Origin of the sequence: Rhizobium sp. Root1203 (genome assembly GCF_001424945.1) — a bacterium.
Classification (GTDB): Bacteria; Pseudomonadota; Alphaproteobacteria; order Rhizobiales; family Rhizobiaceae; genus Rhizobium.
This window is the reverse complement of the sequence record NZ_LMCW01000012.1, coordinates 1080372-1096812: the sequence shown is the minus strand read 5'-3', so window position 1 is coordinate 1096812 and position 16441 is coordinate 1080372. Positions and strand designations below refer to the sequence as shown.

At 60.5% G+C, this 16441-nt stretch carries 16 protein-coding genes and 1 pseudogene; 4 read left to right on the top strand and 13 right to left on the bottom strand.

The annotated features are described in order from the left end of the window. Positions 1-365: 365 nt before the first annotated feature. The 4 genes and pseudogenes from ASC97_RS16050 to ASC97_RS33015 all read right to left on the bottom strand — a co-directional run. A complete protein-coding gene (locus tag ASC97_RS16050; RefSeq protein ID WP_057469271.1) occupies positions 366-1280 on the bottom strand; it encodes a DMT family transporter in 915 nt (304 codons plus the stop codon). A gap of 170 nt (positions 1281-1450) precedes the next feature. Beyond that, a complete protein-coding gene (locus tag ASC97_RS16045) occupies positions 1451-2599 on the bottom strand; it encodes a PQQ-dependent sugar dehydrogenase (RefSeq protein ID WP_057469270.1) in 1149 nt (382 codons plus the stop codon). A 58-nt stretch (positions 2600-2657) separates the two neighbouring features. Further along, entirely contained in the window at positions 2658-3437 is a 780-nt protein-coding gene (locus tag ASC97_RS16040) for a class GN sortase (RefSeq protein WP_057469269.1), read from the bottom strand. A 211-nt stretch (positions 3438-3648) separates the two neighbouring features. Continuing rightward, a pseudogene (locus ASC97_RS33015) lies at positions 3649-3951 on the bottom strand (marine proteobacterial sortase target protein); the annotation flags it as partial. 373 nt (positions 3952-4324) lie between these two features. Between ASC97_RS33015 and ASC97_RS16030 the strand changes: the two are divergent. After that, complete coding sequence (locus tag ASC97_RS16030; RefSeq protein ID WP_057469267.1) at positions 4325-5527, top strand: pyridoxal phosphate-dependent aminotransferase; 1203 nt, start codon at positions 4325-4327, stop codon at positions 5525-5527. An 80-nt stretch (positions 5528-5607) separates the two neighbouring features. On the opposite strand, the gene ASC97_RS16025 is transcribed toward ASC97_RS16030, so the two are convergent. Further along, the gene (locus ASC97_RS16025; RefSeq protein WP_057469266.1) at positions 5608-6705 is read right to left on the bottom strand and encodes a calcium:proton antiporter; all 1098 of its coding nucleotides are present in this window, start codon (positions 6703-6705) and stop codon (positions 5608-5610) included. A gap of 234 nt (positions 6706-6939) precedes the next feature. On the opposite strand from ASC97_RS16025, the gene ASC97_RS16020 reads away from it, so the two are divergent. Then, positions 6940-7221 (top strand): DUF2188 domain-containing protein, encoded by a 282-nt coding sequence (locus tag ASC97_RS16020; RefSeq protein ID WP_057469265.1) that lies wholly within the window; start codon positions 6940-6942, stop codon positions 7219-7221. A 27-nt stretch (positions 7222-7248) separates the two neighbouring features. Here the strand turns inward: ASC97_RS16020 and ASC97_RS16015 are convergent, their stop codons facing one another. Beyond that, on the bottom strand, positions 7249-8160 hold the full coding sequence (locus ASC97_RS16015; RefSeq protein WP_057469397.1) for a LysR family transcriptional regulator: 912 nt from the start codon (positions 8158-8160) through the stop codon (positions 7249-7251). Between the two features lie 91 nt (positions 8161-8251). On the opposite strand from ASC97_RS16015, the gene ASC97_RS16010 reads away from it, so the two are divergent. Beyond that, on the top strand, positions 8252-9262 hold the full coding sequence (locus tag ASC97_RS16010) for an NAD(P)H-binding protein (protein WP_057469264.1): 1011 nt from the start codon (positions 8252-8254) through the stop codon (positions 9260-9262). Here ASC97_RS16010 and ASC97_RS16005 read toward each other — a convergent pair. From ASC97_RS16005 to trxB, 5 genes are all read right to left on the bottom strand, one after another. After that, on the bottom strand, positions 9259-10062 hold the full coding sequence (locus ASC97_RS16005; protein ID WP_057469263.1) for an aminoglycoside phosphotransferase family protein: 804 nt from the start codon (positions 10060-10062) through the stop codon (positions 9259-9261). The two genes, ASC97_RS16010 and ASC97_RS16005, sit on opposite strands and share 4 nt — an antisense overlap. A 74-nt stretch (positions 10063-10136) precedes the next feature. Next, the gene (locus ASC97_RS16000) at positions 10137-11258 is read right to left on the bottom strand and encodes an alkene reductase (RefSeq protein WP_057469262.1); all 1122 of its coding nucleotides are present in this window, start codon (positions 11256-11258) and stop codon (positions 10137-10139) included. A gap of 131 nt (positions 11259-11389) precedes the next feature. Next, on the bottom strand, positions 11390-11683 hold the full coding sequence (locus ASC97_RS15995; protein WP_057469261.1) for an ArsR/SmtB family transcription factor: 294 nt from the start codon (positions 11681-11683) through the stop codon (positions 11390-11392). A 539-nt stretch (positions 11684-12222) separates the two neighbouring features. Next, complete coding sequence (locus tag ASC97_RS15990) at positions 12223-13119, bottom strand: LysR family transcriptional regulator VtlR (protein WP_057469260.1); 897 nt, start codon at positions 13117-13119, stop codon at positions 12223-12225. A 21-nt stretch (positions 13120-13140) separates the two neighbouring features. Next, positions 13141-14115, bottom strand: a complete 975-nt coding sequence (gene trxB / locus ASC97_RS15985; RefSeq protein WP_057469259.1) for a thioredoxin-disulfide reductase — start codon at positions 14113-14115, stop codon at positions 13141-13143. Between the two features lie 230 nt (positions 14116-14345). Between trxB and ASC97_RS15980 the strand changes: the two genes are divergently transcribed. Next, a complete protein-coding gene (locus ASC97_RS15980; RefSeq protein WP_037058899.1) occupies positions 14346-14813 on the top strand; it encodes an Lrp/AsnC family transcriptional regulator in 468 nt (155 codons plus the stop codon). 36 nt (positions 14814-14849) lie between these two features. Here ASC97_RS15980 and ASC97_RS15975 read toward each other — a convergent pair whose 3' ends face one another. Together ASC97_RS15975 and greA are read right to left on the bottom strand one after the other, a co-directional pair. Next, positions 14850-15926 carry a glycosyltransferase family 4 protein gene (locus ASC97_RS15975; protein ID WP_057469258.1) on the bottom strand — a complete coding sequence of 359 codons (1077 nt, stop codon included), beginning with the start codon at positions 15924-15926 and terminating at the stop codon, positions 14850-14852. 6 nt (positions 15927-15932) lie between these two features. Further along, positions 15933-16409 (bottom strand): transcription elongation factor GreA, encoded by a 477-nt coding sequence (gene greA, locus ASC97_RS15970; protein WP_057469257.1) that lies wholly within the window; start codon positions 16407-16409, stop codon positions 15933-15935. Positions 16410-16441 lie beyond the last annotated feature (32 nt).

Here is a 16441-nt window from a genome sequence, read left to right as displayed (position 1 = left end):
GAAAAAGGTCCCCTCTTACTCTGTCGGTTTGCCACGGGACTTCTGCCCGATTTATCGGAACCAACAGACCGGAATATTAGCGTCTCCGGCGCGCACATTATCAAGGACTTCCCATGCTCGCAAAATGCCCGAACGCCATGAGAGTGCTGCGATTATTAAATTTTGGCAAGCAAAAGTTTTCTTGTGGAGCGGCCCGGCGAACGCGCTCCGGCGGCTCAATTTGCCTCTCGCGAAAAAAATCGCTCATAAGCAAGCGCTGATTAACGTTTTGTATCGTCGGCAATATAGTTTAGGAGCAGATTTTCCCAAAGATGCAACGCTGGCGCGACCAATTGGATATTAGAGATTTTTTTATATTTTTGCCGTCATCCGAGATTTTGGCTCGTTTCCAGCCTGTTCGAGGTGCGGCGGCGGGTTATCTCAGGTACGATTTCAACCAGAAGCATCGCCAGGAACATCAGGGCGCAGCCGGCATAGCCGATCGGCGGAATCGTCTCGTTGAGAAGCAGGGCGCCGAGCGAGGCGCCGAAAAGAGCTTCCGAGGACAGGAAGATCGCCGCCTGCGACGATGTGGTGTAGCGCTGGCCGATGATCTGAAGCGAGAAAGCTACCCCCGACGAGAAGAGCCCCACATAGAGGATCTCAGGGGCCGCAGACCGGACGGCTGTCCAGGTAATCGGTTCGGTCACGATCGCCACGAGAAGTGCGCAGACCGCGGTGATGGCGAACTGGGCGTTGGCGAGAGAAAGCGCCCGGCCGTTCTCCGATACGGCAATGCCGGCCAGCGTGATCTGTCCTGCCCAGAAGATGGCGCAGACGACCGTGAGCAGATCACCTTGCGACAGGGCCGACAGTTGCCCCCCCGAGAGAAGAAAGATGCCGGTGACCGCCATCAGTGCGCCGGGCCAGACGATCCAGTGCGGAGACCGGCGCAGAAAGACGACGGCGATCAGCGGGACGAAGACGACGTACAGGCCGGTGATGAAGCTTGAGTTCGTCACCGTTGTCGTCTGCAACCCAAGCTGCTGGGTCGCAGCGCCGCCAAACAGCGCAAGGCCCGTCAACAGGTAGAGTTTTAAGTGGCGAGGCGTCGTCTTTGTGCTTGCCCTGCGGCCTTCGAGCAGCATGAAGGGCAAAACCGCAACGGTCGCGACCGCGAAGCGCAGGCCGATGAACCAGAAGGGGCCGATCGCCTTCATTGCCGTCGACTGCGCGACGAAACCGCCGCCCCATATGGCAGCAGCAAGCAACAGAAGGAGATTCGCCTGAACGCGCGTCATTTCATCCTCGATGTGGGGAGTGGGTGGCAGTGTGCTGGAGCGTTAGCAGTTGCCTTTCAGATGGGCAAGGGCGAAAAACACCGCGGTTTCAGGCTGTGCGCGATCGATGACGCTGGCCGGACCTGACGTGCGCGATCCGCAAGGCCTTGCGGCACAGTCTCCAGCCGCATTCAGCCGTTGCCGTCCGGCGCCCGCGAGACACGCAGGAGTGCCCCGTTGTCCTCATCGGTCACAATCAACAGGGCCCCATCGGGCGCCACCACGACATCCCGCATTCGACCGTATGAGCCGTCGAACATGCGTTCCTCTGCCACGAAGGCACCCACGCTGTCGCGCTGCATGCGCGAGAGCAACTGGAATTTCAATGCGGCAACGAGGAAGTCGCCGTCCCACTCGGGAAACATCTTGCCGTGGTAGATGGCGAGGCCGCCGGGGGCGATCGAGGGATCCCAGTAGTAGAGAGGTTGTTCGAGGCCTTCCTTGGCCGTGCCTTCGCCGATTTCCGCGCCGGAATAGTCGCGGCCGTAGGTGATGACGGGCCAGCCGTAGTTCTTGCCGGGTTCAATATGGTTGATCTCGTCGCCACCCCGGGCGCCGTGCTCGACGGTGTAGAGTTTGCCGTCGGCGGTATCGAAAGCGATGCCTTGCGGATTTCGGTGGCCTTTCGACCAGATCTCCGGAAGCGCCTTGCCGCCGTCCTTGAAGGGATTGTCATTCGGTACACTGCCGTCGGCGTTGATGTGAACGATTGCTCCGGCGTCGTCCTGCCAGTCCTGCGACCGGTCGCGATCGCCGCGGTCGCCAATGCTGATGAAGAGGGAGCCGTCCCTGGCAACCGCGATGCGCGAGCCGTACTGGATGTTGCCGCTCGTGAAGCGCCTCATCGCAAAGATCGACTTGACGTTCTCAAGGGTCTTTCCGTCCGCCGAAAGCGATGCGCGGAAAGCCTCCGTGCCTGAGCCGTTCTTGTTGGCGGTAGCGGCGGTGAAGTAGACCGTTCGGCTTGTTGCGAAATCCGGGGCGAGCTCGACGTCCATCAATCCGCCCTGTCCCCGGTGCCTGACCTCAGGAACGCCGGAGATCGGTTCGGAAAGCTTGCCGTCACGGATGATGCGCATCCGGCCGGGCCTCTCGGTCACGAGATAGGCGCCATCCGGGAGGATTGCGACGGCCCAGGGATGTTCAAGCCCGTCGGAAATCGTCTCGACCTGAACTTCCACCTTCTTGGTCTGAACGATATCGGCGGCAGATACCTGAACGGAGATGGCGGCCGTTGCCACGAATATCATGCCGAACTCAATTTTCCGAAGTCGCTTCATCTGCCATCCTGTCTCTCGTCTGGAACAACGTGGCGCGGCGCGGTGTGGGCTTCAACCCCTACTGAACCCTGGATAACGGGTTTGTGTTTGTCGAAGGGAGCGCGCCGGTCGCCGCGGTGTCGACGAGTTCGGCCTCCACGATGTAGCGAAGCGGTCCGCGTTCCTTTGCACCGAATGGCCAGCAGGTCGCCAGGACAAGGTGCCGGCCATGTGCTGCGGGATCGATGCCGCTCTGGTCCCAAGGAACCACGCGGCCTTTGCCTGTCTTGAACGTCAACACCTTTCCGTCCCGCCGGGTGACTTCGATTTCGTCGTCCGGCTGCACGTCTTTCAACCAGCGAAAGTGTGTGTCGCGATGCGCGGCGATGACCGACGTGCCCTCTTCGCCCGGCTGCGGGGTGCTGGTGAGCCATGCCGGCCCGAAGGCGAGTGCTTCGCCGGAAGCTCCCGACAAAACGATCGCATGCTTTCCGAGGCGGGGAGCGCTGATCTCTGCCTCGGTGGTGAAGTCGGCCCAGGGCCATGGTTTGGCATCTTCCCCGCGCAATTCGGCAGCGAACGCTCTTTTGAGCAGGAACTGCGACAACTCGGCCTTCGCCTTGATGTAGAGCCCGTCGCCGATCAGGATGGCTCCGTAAAGCGCCAGGATTGCGATGCTGATGGCGATCGCTTTTTCGACAGCGGAGAACCGGGGGAGGATAGAGCGGGCCTGCTTTGCCTCAGATACGTCATAGGCTGTTGCAGCAGCCGTCGCCATGGCGAGTTCGAGATAGGTCGGCAGGGGGCCGAAGTCGTCCACCTCGCCATACCCCATGCCCTTGCTCCGCCTAGCGCTCATTGCGTTTTGCTCCCACAAAGACGCCGCGCACTCGGCGCCGCCAGACAGCCAGTCCGCTCGCCGCCGCGATTGCCGACAACAGGGCGGTCAATCCACGCATGATCTGTTCGTCGGCGCGGGTTGCCGTTTGCGGCAGTATCACCGTGGCGGACTTCTGCGCGATCAGGCTGGCAGCTTTCGGCGTCGGGGCGGTGGCCATCCTCGTTGCCGCAAGCTCGGCGTGCGCGACGGGACCGGACACGTCCATCTGGACATCGGTCTTCAGGCGCGGTGCCTCGACGAAGAAGCCGGGCTCCCTGGTGGGGAAAAGCAGCGAGCCGCTGTTGACGTCGTTCTGTCGCACGAGGCCGGCGAGCTGGTCGCTCTTCTGCTGGCGCTCGTCGGCGTTGGCAGCCGTTACCAGCCCGAACATCATGAAAGCGGAGGCGGCAAAGGCGACAAACACAACCAGCAATGACAGGGAAAGGCGACTGGCGCGCAGGCGTCTCACGGCAAATTCGTCTTCCAGAAACATGGTATGCCCTCGATAACCAATTTCGGATGCACCAAAATGCGGCTTCGATCTCGGCGGGCTCACGTCTGAATTGCGGCGTGCCACGGTATTTGTTGCGGCGAATTCGTGGCAAAGCCGGAATTTTGCGAAGGTTTTGATTTCAAGGCGTAAATCGACCTGTGTTCAGAGATCGATTCAAGGTCTTCGCAAACCGATTCATGCCGTCGAAACGCGCGCGCTGCGAATCGGCTGCAGCGACGGGCAATCGATCACGAAGAATCATTGGCTTCATCACGCCTTTGCGCTTGAAATGCCTGCTCACATTGGACATAGAGCTTAGCGCAGAGATCCGGTCCCGGCTTTCTGCCCAATTCAACCGTATAGGACCGATATCATGGCCTTTCTTGCCGATGCTCTTTCCCGTGTGAAGCCTTCAGCCACCATCGCCGTTTCCCAGAAAGCGCGCGAGCTGAAAGCCAAAGGGCGCGATGTGATCGGCCTTGGTGCCGGTGAGCCGGACTTCGATACGCCGGAAAATATCAAGCTCGCCGCCATCGACGCGATCAATCGCGGCGAGACGAAGTACACGCCGGTTTCCGGTATCCCCGAATTGCGCAAGGCGATCGCCGCGAAGTTCAAGCGCGAGAACGGGCTCGACTATTCCTGGGAGCAGACGATCGTCGGTACCGGCGGAAAGCAGATTCTTTTCAACGCCTTCATGGCGACGTTGAATCCTGGCGATGAAGTCGTCATCCCGGCACCGTACTGGGTGTCCTACCCGGAGATGGTCGCCCTTTGCGGCGGCACGCCCGTCGTCGTCTCGGCGACGCAGGAAAACAACTTCAAGCTCCAGCCCGCCGATCTCGACAAGGCGATCACGCCGAAGACGAAGTGGTTCATCTTCAACTCGCCTTCAAACCCGTCGGGCGCTGCCTATACGCATGCAGAGCTCAAGGCGCTGACCGATGTGCTGCTCAAGCATCCGCATGTCTGGATCCTGACGGACGACATGTACGAGCACCTGACCTATGGCGACTTCAAGTTCGTCACGCCTGTCGAAGTCGAGCCGAAGCTCTATGACCGCACGCTGACGATGAACGGCGTGTCCAAGGCCTACGCGATGACCGGTTGGCGCATCGGTTACGCAGCCGGGCCGCTGCCGCTCATCAAGGCGATGGACATGATCCAGGGTCAGCAGACTTCCGGCGCGACCTCGATTGCCCAGTGGGCTGCCGTCGAAGCGCTGAACGGCACGCAGGATTTCATTCCTGAGAACAAGAAAATCTTCGAGGGCCGTCGTGATCTGGTGGTCTCGATGCTGAACCAGGCCAAGGGCATCTCGTGCCCGTCGCCCGAAGGCGCCTTCTACGTCTATCCGTCCTGCGCCGGCCTTATCGGCAAGACGGCGCCGTCGGGCAAGGTCATCGAGACCGATGAGGACTTCGTTTCGGAACTGCTCGAAAGCGAAGGCGTTGCCGTGGTTCACGGCTCGGCCTTCGGTCTCGGACCGAACTTCCGCATTTCCTACGCAACGTCCGAGACCCTGCTCGAGGAAGCCTGCAAGCGCATACAGCGCTTCTGCGGCGGCTGCGTGTAATCTCTAAAATCTGGTATCGCAATGTGAACCCGCCGGAAACGGCGGGTTTTTCGTCGGTTGGGACTAAAGTCGCCTGGAGTTCAAAGCCCCAGTGCTGTCAGCATGATGAAGGTCGCGAAGAGGATGAAGTGCGTCATCCCTTCTATTGCGTTGGTTTCACCGTCGTTCAGGTTGATTGCTGCTGCAATGAGGGTGATGGCGACCATGACCGTCTGAACCGGGGACATCGCCATGATGAATGGCTGTCCCGTGTAAAGCGCTATCCCCTCCATGACGGGAACCGTCAGGATGACCGTCGAGAGCGATGCGCCCATGGCTATGTTGATCGTTGCCTGCATCCGGTTGCGCAGTGCTGCACGCAGCGCGGTCATGATTTCAGGCGCGGCTGAGATCGCGGCAACGACGATAGCGGTCACGGCGACCGGCGCGCCGGTGCCCCTCAGGCCCGCGGTCATCCAGGAGGACATGATCTCGGCCAGCCCGCCGATAATGACGACGCCGACGAGGATGGCAATGATCGATGCCATCGTGGAATCCTCGGCGATGTGCTCGTCCGATGCGTTCTTGGCGCGCTCGTGGCGGGGATAGCTGTAACTGAAGAAGTAGCTGTGCTGGCCGACCTGCATGCGCAGGAAGAGTGCATAGAGCGCGATCATCGCAACGATCGTGAACGCGGAGTAAAAGTGCCATTTGTCATCAGGCACGAACTCGGGGACGATCATGGAGATGCCGATGGCCGTGAGGATCATCACGCCATAGGTCTTTCCCGAATTGTCGTTGTAGGGCTGTTCGCCGTGCTTCAGTCCGCCGAGCAGGGCGGCGAGACCGAGAATTCCGTTGATGTCGAGCATCAGCGCCGCGTAGATCGTGTCGCGCACCAGCGTCGACGAGCTCTCGCCGGTCATCAAGATTGCGAGGATGATGACTTCGACGGCGACCGCCGACAGCGTCAGGATCATCGTGCCGTAGGGATCACCGACCTTGACGGCGAGGATTTCCGCATGGTGTGCGACGCGCATCGATGCCAGGACGATGGTGCCGACGAGGGCGGCGGCTGCGATCAACGCCGCGCCCTGACCCATTTGCATGACGTCATGCTCGGCGGCATAGGCGATCACGCCGACGACGAGCGCCGCTGCCATGTATTTTTCGTCCTTCAGGCGTGATGCAATCCCCAAGGTGCGGCTCCCACTTTGATTCATATCTGAAGTCTAAGGCGATGATTTTACATATCAAGTGAGCGCGCGGCCGACCATGTTTGCAGTCTTGCGCATTTAATGGAATACTGGCGTCTCGGTCAGCCGGAAGCATATCGCGGCGCCTCTCGTATCTTGCCAAGCGGCCCCGCGGCGAAACCGGATTCAATTCGGTCTGCATTCGGGCGCGGAACAAGAAGAAGAGGAGTGAGATGCATGGTCAAGGTGGTCTACGAAGTCGTCCCGCATGACGGGGGCTGGGCCTACCGGCTGGGAGATGTCTATTCCGAAGCATTCCCGACGCATTCCGAAGCGCTTGAGGCAGCCCGCATCGTTGCGGCCGAACAGCAGGTGGGCGGCGATTCCGCCGAGATCAGCTGGCAGGACGACAGGGGCAAATGGCACGAGGAATATGCCGAAGGCGGCGATCGGCCGGAGACCGAAGTGGTCGATGGACACCGGATTGTCCGTTCTGCCGACGCTTCGCCGCGCGCCTGATCGTCCCCTCTGTCGATTGACGATCGATCAGCCTGCGCGGTTGCGCGGTTTTTCCCTCACATAGCTCGCAAGGCCCGCCACAAGCGCATCGAAGACGACGCGGTAGCGCGACGCTGTCTTGATACCCTCGTGCATCACGACCCAGGTGCCGAGCGGTATTTCGAAGGCCTCCGGCAGAAGATGCACGAGGTCCGGATCGCGTGCCGCGATGCCTATCTGGCAGATGCCGATGCCCAGGCCAGCGCGAATTGCCGAAAGTTGCGCAAGCGGCTTGTCAGCCTTGAATGCGAAGTCGAGGCCCTCAGGCATGGGAAAGCGCTTCATCATCGTCCTGATATAGGCCGTCTGGCGATCGAAGCCGATGAGCCGATGGGTCGCGAGGTCGGCAAGCGTCCGCGGCATGCCTGCCTTTTCGAGATAGCGACTGTGTGCATGCATGCCGAGCGGAATATCGCCGATCCGGCGCACGATCAGGGCATCCTGCGTCGGCTCGGCCATCCGCACGGCGACATCCGCCTCGCGGTTGAGGAGGTCTTCGATCGTATCGGAGGCCGACAGCTCGATGCGCAGCTCCGGATATGTGTCCATCAGCGGTGAGAGGATAGGAGGCAGCACCTCCACGCCAATGATCTCGCTGGCGCTGATGCGGACGGTCCCTGCAACGCGCTGCCGGTGACCCGACGCCGCGCGCAGGAGGGCGGCTGATGTCGCTGCCAATGTCTCTGCAAAGGGCCGAAGTTGGAGCGCAGCGTCGGTCGGCAGCAGGCCGTTCGAGGATCGGACGAAGAGCTTTGAACCGATGCGCTCTTCGAGGGCATCGATATGACGGCCGATTGTGGGCTGCGTCAGCCCCCGTTCACGCGCGGCGGCTGAAAGCGAACCATACTGCAGCACGGCCAGCATGGTTCGATAGAAATCCCAGTTCGGTTCCTCGCTCATAAAATTATGTATAGCGGCTGCACGAAATTCGTCAATTTCGTTTATCATGGAATGCGCGCATAGTCCGGTCATCGAATTGACGGAGGCCATCATGACTGAGCAGACACAGAAGATCGCACTTATCCTTGGCGCAACCGGCGGCATCGGCGGCGAAGTCGCCCGCAGGCTTCTGGCGTGCGGCTGGCAGATACGGGCGCTCAATCGCAATGCCGCCAAGGGGAGGGCGAGCGAGCCGCGCTTCGAATGGATACAGGGCGACGCCATGAGCGCAACGGATGTGATGAAGGCCGCCGACGGTGTGAGCGTGATTGTCCATGCGGTCAATCCTCCGGGATACCGGGATTGGGAAAAGCTGGTGCTGCCGATGCTCGACAACGCGATTGCCGCTGCCGGTGCCGTCGGCGCTCGTGTCGTGCTGCCGGGCACTCTCTACAATTTCGGGCCGGATTCGTTTCCCACGCTTCGCGAGGACAGCCCGCAAAATCCGGTGACAAAAAAGGGGGCGATCCGGGTCGAGATGGAAAGGCGCCTCGAGGTGGCTTCGCGTGCAGGCGTATCGGTGATCATCGTTCGCGCCGGGGATTTTTTCGGTCCGACTGCTGCCAACAGCTGGTTTTCACAGGGCATGATCGTCCCCGGCAAGCCGCTGAAGACAATCAGGAACCCCGCACGCCGCGGCGTGGGACATCAATGGGCCTACCTGCCGGACGTGGCGGAAACCATGGTCCGCCTGGTCGAGCGTGGCGATCGACTTCCGGCTTTTGCCGTCTATCACATGGACGGTTTCTGGGACGCCGACGGCAGCCAGATGGCCGCGGCGATCAATCGGGTTGTCGGCGGCGACGCAAGGGTGCGGGCATTTCCCTGGTGGCTGGTTCCGCTCGCCGCCCCCTTCGTGACCTTCCTTCGCGAGCTGAAGGAGATGCGCTATCTCTGGCGGAAGCCGCTGCGTATGACCAATGACCGTCTGGTCGCCGAGCTGGGCAGCGAGCCGCATACGCCGATCGATGACGCTGTCAGGGCGACGTTGGCAGCATTTGACTGCCTGCCGCAATCGCGTCGCGAAACGCCTGCTCCGCTCCTGACGCAGGGAGCCAACTAGGCCCGCTCAAGTTCTGCGAGCGCGATGCGCGCGACGGCAAGCGGACTTTCGGCCGCTTTCAGCGATCCGTCATCGAGGAACCAGGCCGCCGACAGGCCGGAATAGGCAACGATCCACTGCAGCAGGCGCCTTGGCTCGATGCCGGCGTTCCGAGACACGATCGGCAACTGCCGTTGCAGACGGCGGGGGTCGGTCACAGTGGAAAGGTCCTCGTTTGCAAAGGTATTGGCGTAGTCGAAGCCGCGCTCGCCGTAGAGCCCCTTGGGATCGATCGCCAGCCAGCCGTGCCGCTCGAAATCCAGGATATTGCTGTGATGAATGTCACCGTGCAGAACGACCGGATCGCGGGGATCGGCAAGGAGAGCCTCGGCTATCGCACAGCAATCGCGGAGCGTTCCGCCATAGGCGCGCGCCGCCGGTGCGAGCTCGCGGAACCAGCGGCGGAGAGGAATGAGGTCGGGCAGAGACTTGTTGCGTGGAGCGTGGAGCTTGGAAACCGTGTCGCAGATGATGCGGCTTGCCTCGTCGTCTTCGCCGTGCATAGCCATTGCAAGCAACGAGCGGCGGCCCCCGGCTCGTTCGAGCAATACGGCGTCGGCGTCGCAGGCATAGACCTTCGCAGCGCCGACGCCGTCCCACCATTGCATCACCGCGCCGCCAGCTCTTTCCGCCTCGTCATGGGCGATCTTCAACATTGCCGGCCTGCCGTCCGAGAGAACGGGCATGAGGTGGCTCGAGTGGGTGGTAATTGCATCACCGTCTACGGTCAGCCGCCAACGGTCGAGATAGGATTCGAACATGGAGCCATGCTACCGGCGCGTGGAAAAAAAGAAATCCCGCCGGTGGCGGGATTTCAGCATGTGTCTCGTTGGAACTACGCGGCGGTATCGAGCGCCGGGTAGTCCACGTATCCCTTGGGGCCGCCGCCGTAGAGCGTTGCCTGGTCGAGGTCGTTCAGAGGAGCGTTGTCCTTCAGGCGTTCGACCAGATCCGGATTGGAGATGAACGGTTTTCCGAACGCGACGAGATCGGCACGTCCACTCTCGACGGTATCGATCGCCAGGTTGCGGTCATAGCCGTTGTTGACCATCCAGCTTGCCTTGCCACCGGTCTTTTCGTACGCCGCGCGCAGCGCTGCGTAGTCGAATGGCTTGTCGCCCTGCTGATAATTGCGGTCGCCGCCTGTCGCACCCTCGATGACGTGGATGAAAGCGAGATCGTATCTTGCCAGCCCTTCCACCACGTATGTGAAGATCGGCTGGGCGTCCGGATCGGATGAGTCGTTGGCAGGCGTTACCGGCGAGATGCGGATGCCGGTGCGGCGTGGGCCGATTTCCTTGGTGATCACATCGACCACTTCGAACAGGAAGCGGGCGCGGTTCTCGACCGAGCCGCCATACTGGTCTGTACGGTCATTGATGCCAGAGCGCAGGAACTGGTCGATCAGGTAACCATTGGCCGCATGGATTTCCACGCCATCGAAGCCGGCGTCGATCGCCGCGCGTGCTGCCTTGCGGTAGTCCTCGACGATGCCGGGGATTTCGGAGGCTTCAAGCGCGCGGGGTTCCGACGTCGGAGCAAAGCTGCCGGTACCATCCTCGTTGACGAGATAGGTCTTCGACTTGGCAACCGTGTTTGTCGAGGAAACGGGCTTGCCGCCGTTCGGCTGCAGGGTGTTGTGCGAGATGCGGCCGACATGCCACATCTGAACGACGATCTTGCCGCCTTCTGCGTGGACGGCGTCGGTCACACGCTTCCAGCCATCGAGCGCTTCCTTGCTGTAGAGCCCCGGCACGTCGGCGTAGCCCTGACCCTGCTGTGTGATGGCCGTTGCCTCGGTGATGATGAGGCCCGCGGAAGCGCGCTGGCGATAATATTCGACGTTGAGGTCATTCGGGATTGCGCCTGGGGAGCGATTGCGCGTCAACGGCGCCATGACGATGTGGTTCCTGAGGGCGATATCGCCGGCCTCGGTGGGTTGGAAAAGCTTGGTCATGGGAATCCTTTCTTGGTCTGCGGAAAGATCACTCGGCCGGTACAGGCGCAGCCTGGCCTTTGGCGGAGCGATAGGTGAGGGCTGTCGCGCCAGGGCCGATCAGGGCCAGGACGATAGGGGTGACGGGCATTTTAGAGATCCTGAGCGAGCTGTTTCAGGAAGGCGGCGATCGTTTCTTCGCTGCGCTTGTAGAAAATCCACTGGCCGACGCGCCTGGTGTTGACGAGGCCGGCGCGGCTCAATGTGCCCAAGTGTGCAGAGACGGTCGATTGCGAAAGACCGCAGCGCTCGAACTGGCTGGCGCATACGCCCATTTCAAGCGGATGCTCCTGAGAGCTGAAGTGCGTCTCCGGATTCTTCAACCAGTTCAGGATCTCCATCCGCGTGGGGTGAGACAGCGCCTTGAGGATTTCGTCTTTGTCCATCGTTACCAGCCGAACTATAAATCGTTTATGATCGATATATGGATTGATGGTTTTCGATATTCAAGTCACGAGATAGTGAAACCTGCGGATTTCATCTGGTTAAATTTTAAGCAAAAAAAGAGGGCCACCGGAAAGCCGGGGCCCTTTAAGGTGTGAAGGTCAATAAACCTCCAGAGGGGAACAGCTAACGCGGCGGCACTGGGAGAGAACCGCCATGTGCATCAGCTGAGTGCGATATGATGCTTTGGCAGGCGTTTTTCAATGGCTGTTTGCGCATGCCTGCTATGCGTTGCAGCATTTTCTGCTGCGATGCGAAAAAACAAGGCAAAAAAAGAGGGCCACCGGAAAGCCGGGGCCCTTATAGGTGTGAAGGTCTAAACCTCCAGAGGGGAACAGCTAATGCGGTGGAACTGGGAGGAAAAGCCACCGTGTGCATCAGCTGATTTCCATATGGTGCTTTAATGGGCAAACGGCAACCATTTTTTGTGCATGTCAGACATGCGCCAGTTGCACGGCTTGCATTTTTTGGCAAAAAACAACTAGAAGTTCCAGTTTCTCGCCTTGCTGACGATGAAATCGCGGAAAGCCTTGAGCTTCGCGGCATTCTTCATTTCATCGGGATAGCAGAAATACGTGTCGAACGACGGCACGTCGGCGTTGATCGGCAACTGGATGAGCCCCGGATCTCGCCCAACGATGTAGTCGGGCAGGCATGCGACACCCATGCCGAGCAGGCATGCGCGCTTGATCGAGGTCTGGCTGTTGATCTGCAGGTGCGGAATGCGCTTGTTGTCAGACGAGCGGCCCGCGACCTCGAGCCAGTTTACATCAAGCAGGTAGTTCGGTGCAGGCTCGCCGAAGGTGATGATCCGGTGATTGTCCAGATCCTCGACCGACTGCGGCTCGCCGTGGCGGTTGATATAGGAGGGGGCCGCGTAGACGTGCATGTGCACGGTAAACAGCTTGCGCTGGATGAGATCCGATTGCACCGGTTGGCGCAGGCGTATGGCGCAATCGGCATAGCGCATGTTCACATCCACTTCCTCGTTGTCGAGGATGAGCTGAATCTGGACATCGGGATAGAGCTGCATGAACTCCTGGATCTTGTCGGTGAGCCAGCCCTGACCGAGACCGACGGTCGTCGTGACGCGCAGCTTGCCCGTCGGCGTTTCCGTCGTTTCGGTGAGCTGCATCTTCACCGTTTCGAGCTTCAGCAGCACGTCGTGTGCGGTGCGGTACAGCAGTTCGCCTTGTTCCGTTAGGATCAGGCCGCGTGCGTGGCGGTGGAAGAGCTTGGTGCCGACATCCTGCTCAAGCGCGCTGACTTGCCGGCTGATCGCGGATTGGGACAGATGCAGCTTGTCTGCCGCATGCGTGAACGAGCCCGCTTCGGCAGCTGCGTGAAAAATCCGCAGCTTGTCCCAATCCAATGGCATTCCCCCACCCCTCATGCCATTTTACTCCGCGGCCACGGCGACGGGCATGTGGCCCGTCAGATATCGTTCGGCTTCAAGGGCTGCCATGCATCCCAGACCAGCCGCGGTGATCGCCTGCCGGAACGTGTCGTCCGTCACGTCGCCTGCGGCGTAGACGCCCTCGATGCTCGTCGCAGTCGAATCGGGGGCCGTCCAGAGATAACCATTGTCCTTCAACTTCAGCTTGCCCTTGAACAGCTCGGTCGCCGGTGCGTGGCCGATTGCCACGAAGACGCCGTGGACCGGCAGGTCGCTGATCGCGCCGGTGCGCGTATCGCGCAGGCGCGCGCCGGTCACGGAAGGCGGCATCGGCGGCTTTGCCGGCGTACCCGTGATTTCGGCGACTTCGGTGTTCCACAAAACCTTGATATTCTCCTTCGAGAAGAGGCGCTCCTGCAGAATCTTCTCGGAGCGGAAACTATCGCGCCGATGCACGACGGTTACCGACTTTGCGATGTTCGACAGGTAAAGCGCTTCCTCGACAGCGCTGTTGCCGCCGCCGACCACGATCACGTCCTTGTTGCGATAGAAGAAGCCGTCGCAGGTGGCGCAGGCGGATACGCCGAAGCCCTGAAAATGCTGCTCGCTCTCGATGCCGAGCCACTTGGCTTTGGCGCCCGTCGCGATAACAAGCGTATCGGCAGTCCAGACCTGACCGCTGTCGGTCCGCGCCACGAACGGACGCTGATTCATCTCGACCTCGGTCACGATGTCGTTGACGATCTCGGCGCCGACGTGCTTGGCCTGCTGCAGCATCTGCTCCATCAGCCACGGGCCCTGGATGGGATCGGCAAATCCCGGATAGTTCTCGACATCAGTCGTGATCATCAGCTGCCCGCCTTGCTCCATCCCGGCGATGAGCACCGGCTTCAGCATTGCACGGGCCGCATAGACTGCAGCCGTGTAGCCGGCAGGGCCGGAGCCGATGATGAGCACCTTTGTGTGGCGGGCGGACATGGTATTTCCTTTCAACTATCAGGACGCGGCGGCCAAGAGACGAATGCGACCGTCTGGCGATCCATTCGCCATTTATGAACGACCAATGCTTTTATTCAAGGGCAGCCTTGCGTTACCAACAAGGCATTCCCATGGGCTGTGCAAGATTCCGTCATCGCGGCGAAACATTCTTGCGTATTGCGCTGCATTATATAGAAGCTGGCTTGAGCAATTTAAAGAAAGGCACTCGCGTGGTCCGCGCCGAACTTGATGCCATCGACATAAAGATACTGCGTGAGCTGCAGGCAGACGGTCGGATGACGAATGTGGAGCTTGCCGACCGGGTCGGGATATCAGCGCCGCCTTGTCTGCGCCGCGTGCGCAAGCTGGAAGAATCCGGCATCATCGAGGGCTATCATGCGATGTTGAACAGCCCCAAGCTGGGCTTCGACCTTGTGGCCTTCTGCATGGTCGGACTCAAGCATCAGTCGGAGGCGAACCTCAAGGCTTTTGCGGCGGCGACCGGCCAGTGGCCGCTGGTGCGACAGGCCTGGATGGTCTCTGGTGATAGCGATTTTCTGCTGCATTGCGTCGCGGAGAATCTGACGCGCTTCCAGGATTTCGTGATCGAGGTGCTGACGGCGAACGAGCATGTCGATACGGTTCGCACCATGCTGACGATCCGACAGGTGAAGAAGCTGGGCCTGGTCGAAGTGTGAACCGGCCGCGTCCGGTGATCCTGCCTTGCAGGTTTTTCAGGCGAGCCCCTCGTAGATGTCGCGCAACTTCGTTGCCTCACCCTCAATGCTGAAATTCGCTGTTGTGTGCGCCCTCGCGTTAGCGGCGTAGCGCGCGCGAAGCACGTCCTGGTCCATGAGCGAACCGACCGCGTCTGCCATCGCACCTGCGTCGTCGCGTCCAATCAGCATGCCGGTCGCAGCCTCTCCGACCGCGATGAGTTCCGGAAATGCGCCGACGTCGGTAGCGACCACCGGTACGCCTGTCGCCATCGCCTCGAGCGGGGTCAAGCCGAAGCCCTCCCATCGCTGCGGTGCGACAAAGAGATCGAGTGCGCGGTACCATTCGTTGATATCGGTGTGTTCGCCGACGAACAAAATCCGGTCCGACAAGCCGGCTGCCGCCGCCTTTGCCTTCAGCCCTTTTTCAAACTCGAGATGTTGGGCAGTCGCTCTGCCGGCAACGATCGCGATCCAGTCGGGGCGATCCGGCAGGAGGCGAATCATGCTGTCGACGAAGACGTCCGTGCCCTTCTGATGTCGAACGCGGCCGAAGCAGCCTGCGATCTTCTTGCCAGGGTCAAAGCCACGTTCACGTTTGGCCTGCGCTTTGTCGGCCGGCGGTGAAAACCGGTTCGTATCGATCCCGTGCAGGATCACAGTGTTCTGCACTTCGAGGTAGGCCGCCGTCTTGCCGCTGGTGGCAATGACGGCATCCATTCTGGAGACCAGACGTTTCGTCCAGCCGGAATGCTTTCGCTGGGAGGCGGAGGTGAAGACGATCTTGAGCTTCATCCGCAGGATGTCACGCATGAGGATCGCGGGCAGCATTTCGATGTTGCGGCGCGCATGCCAGATGCGAAACCGCTTTCCCGAGGGAGCGCGCCAAAGCTTCACCAGATCAGCGAAACCGATATGCGGAAGATCTGATGGCAACCCCGGTCCGAGTGCTGCAATGCGTTGACCCAGAGCCCGCTGTACCGGGATCAGCTGAATGATCGTCGACGTGACGCCGGAGAGCCGCTTCTTGAAGTTCGGCGCGATGATCTCGACGTCACTGATATCGACGAGAGCGGATTGTCCGCGATCTCCCACGCGCCATCAGCCCCAGCTGATGGCGAGGACTTCGTAGGCCTTGGCGCCGCCGGGTGCGTTCACCTCGATCGAATCGCCGACTTCCTTGCCGATCAGCGCGCGCGCGATCGGCGAGGAGATCGAAATTCGGCCAGCCTTCACGTCCGCTTCCTGGTCGCCGACGATCTGATAGGTCTTTTCCTCGTCGGTGTCCTCGTCAACGAGCTTCACCTTGGCGCCGAACTTGATCTTGTCGCCGGACATCTTGGAGAGGTCGATGACCTCGGCGCGTGCCGTCAGGTCTTCCAACTCGCCGATCCGGCCTTCGTTGTGGCTCTGGGCTTCCTTGGCGGCATGGTATTCGGCATTTTCCGAAAGGTCACCATGCGCGCGTGCTTCGGAAATCGCCTCGATGATCCGAGGACGTTCTTCCTGCTGACGCCAGCGCAATTCTTCGTGCAGCTTGACGAAACCACCCTGCGTCATCGGTACCTTATCAACCATTTCTCTGTCCTTAACTCCTTGTGTCCGCTTAG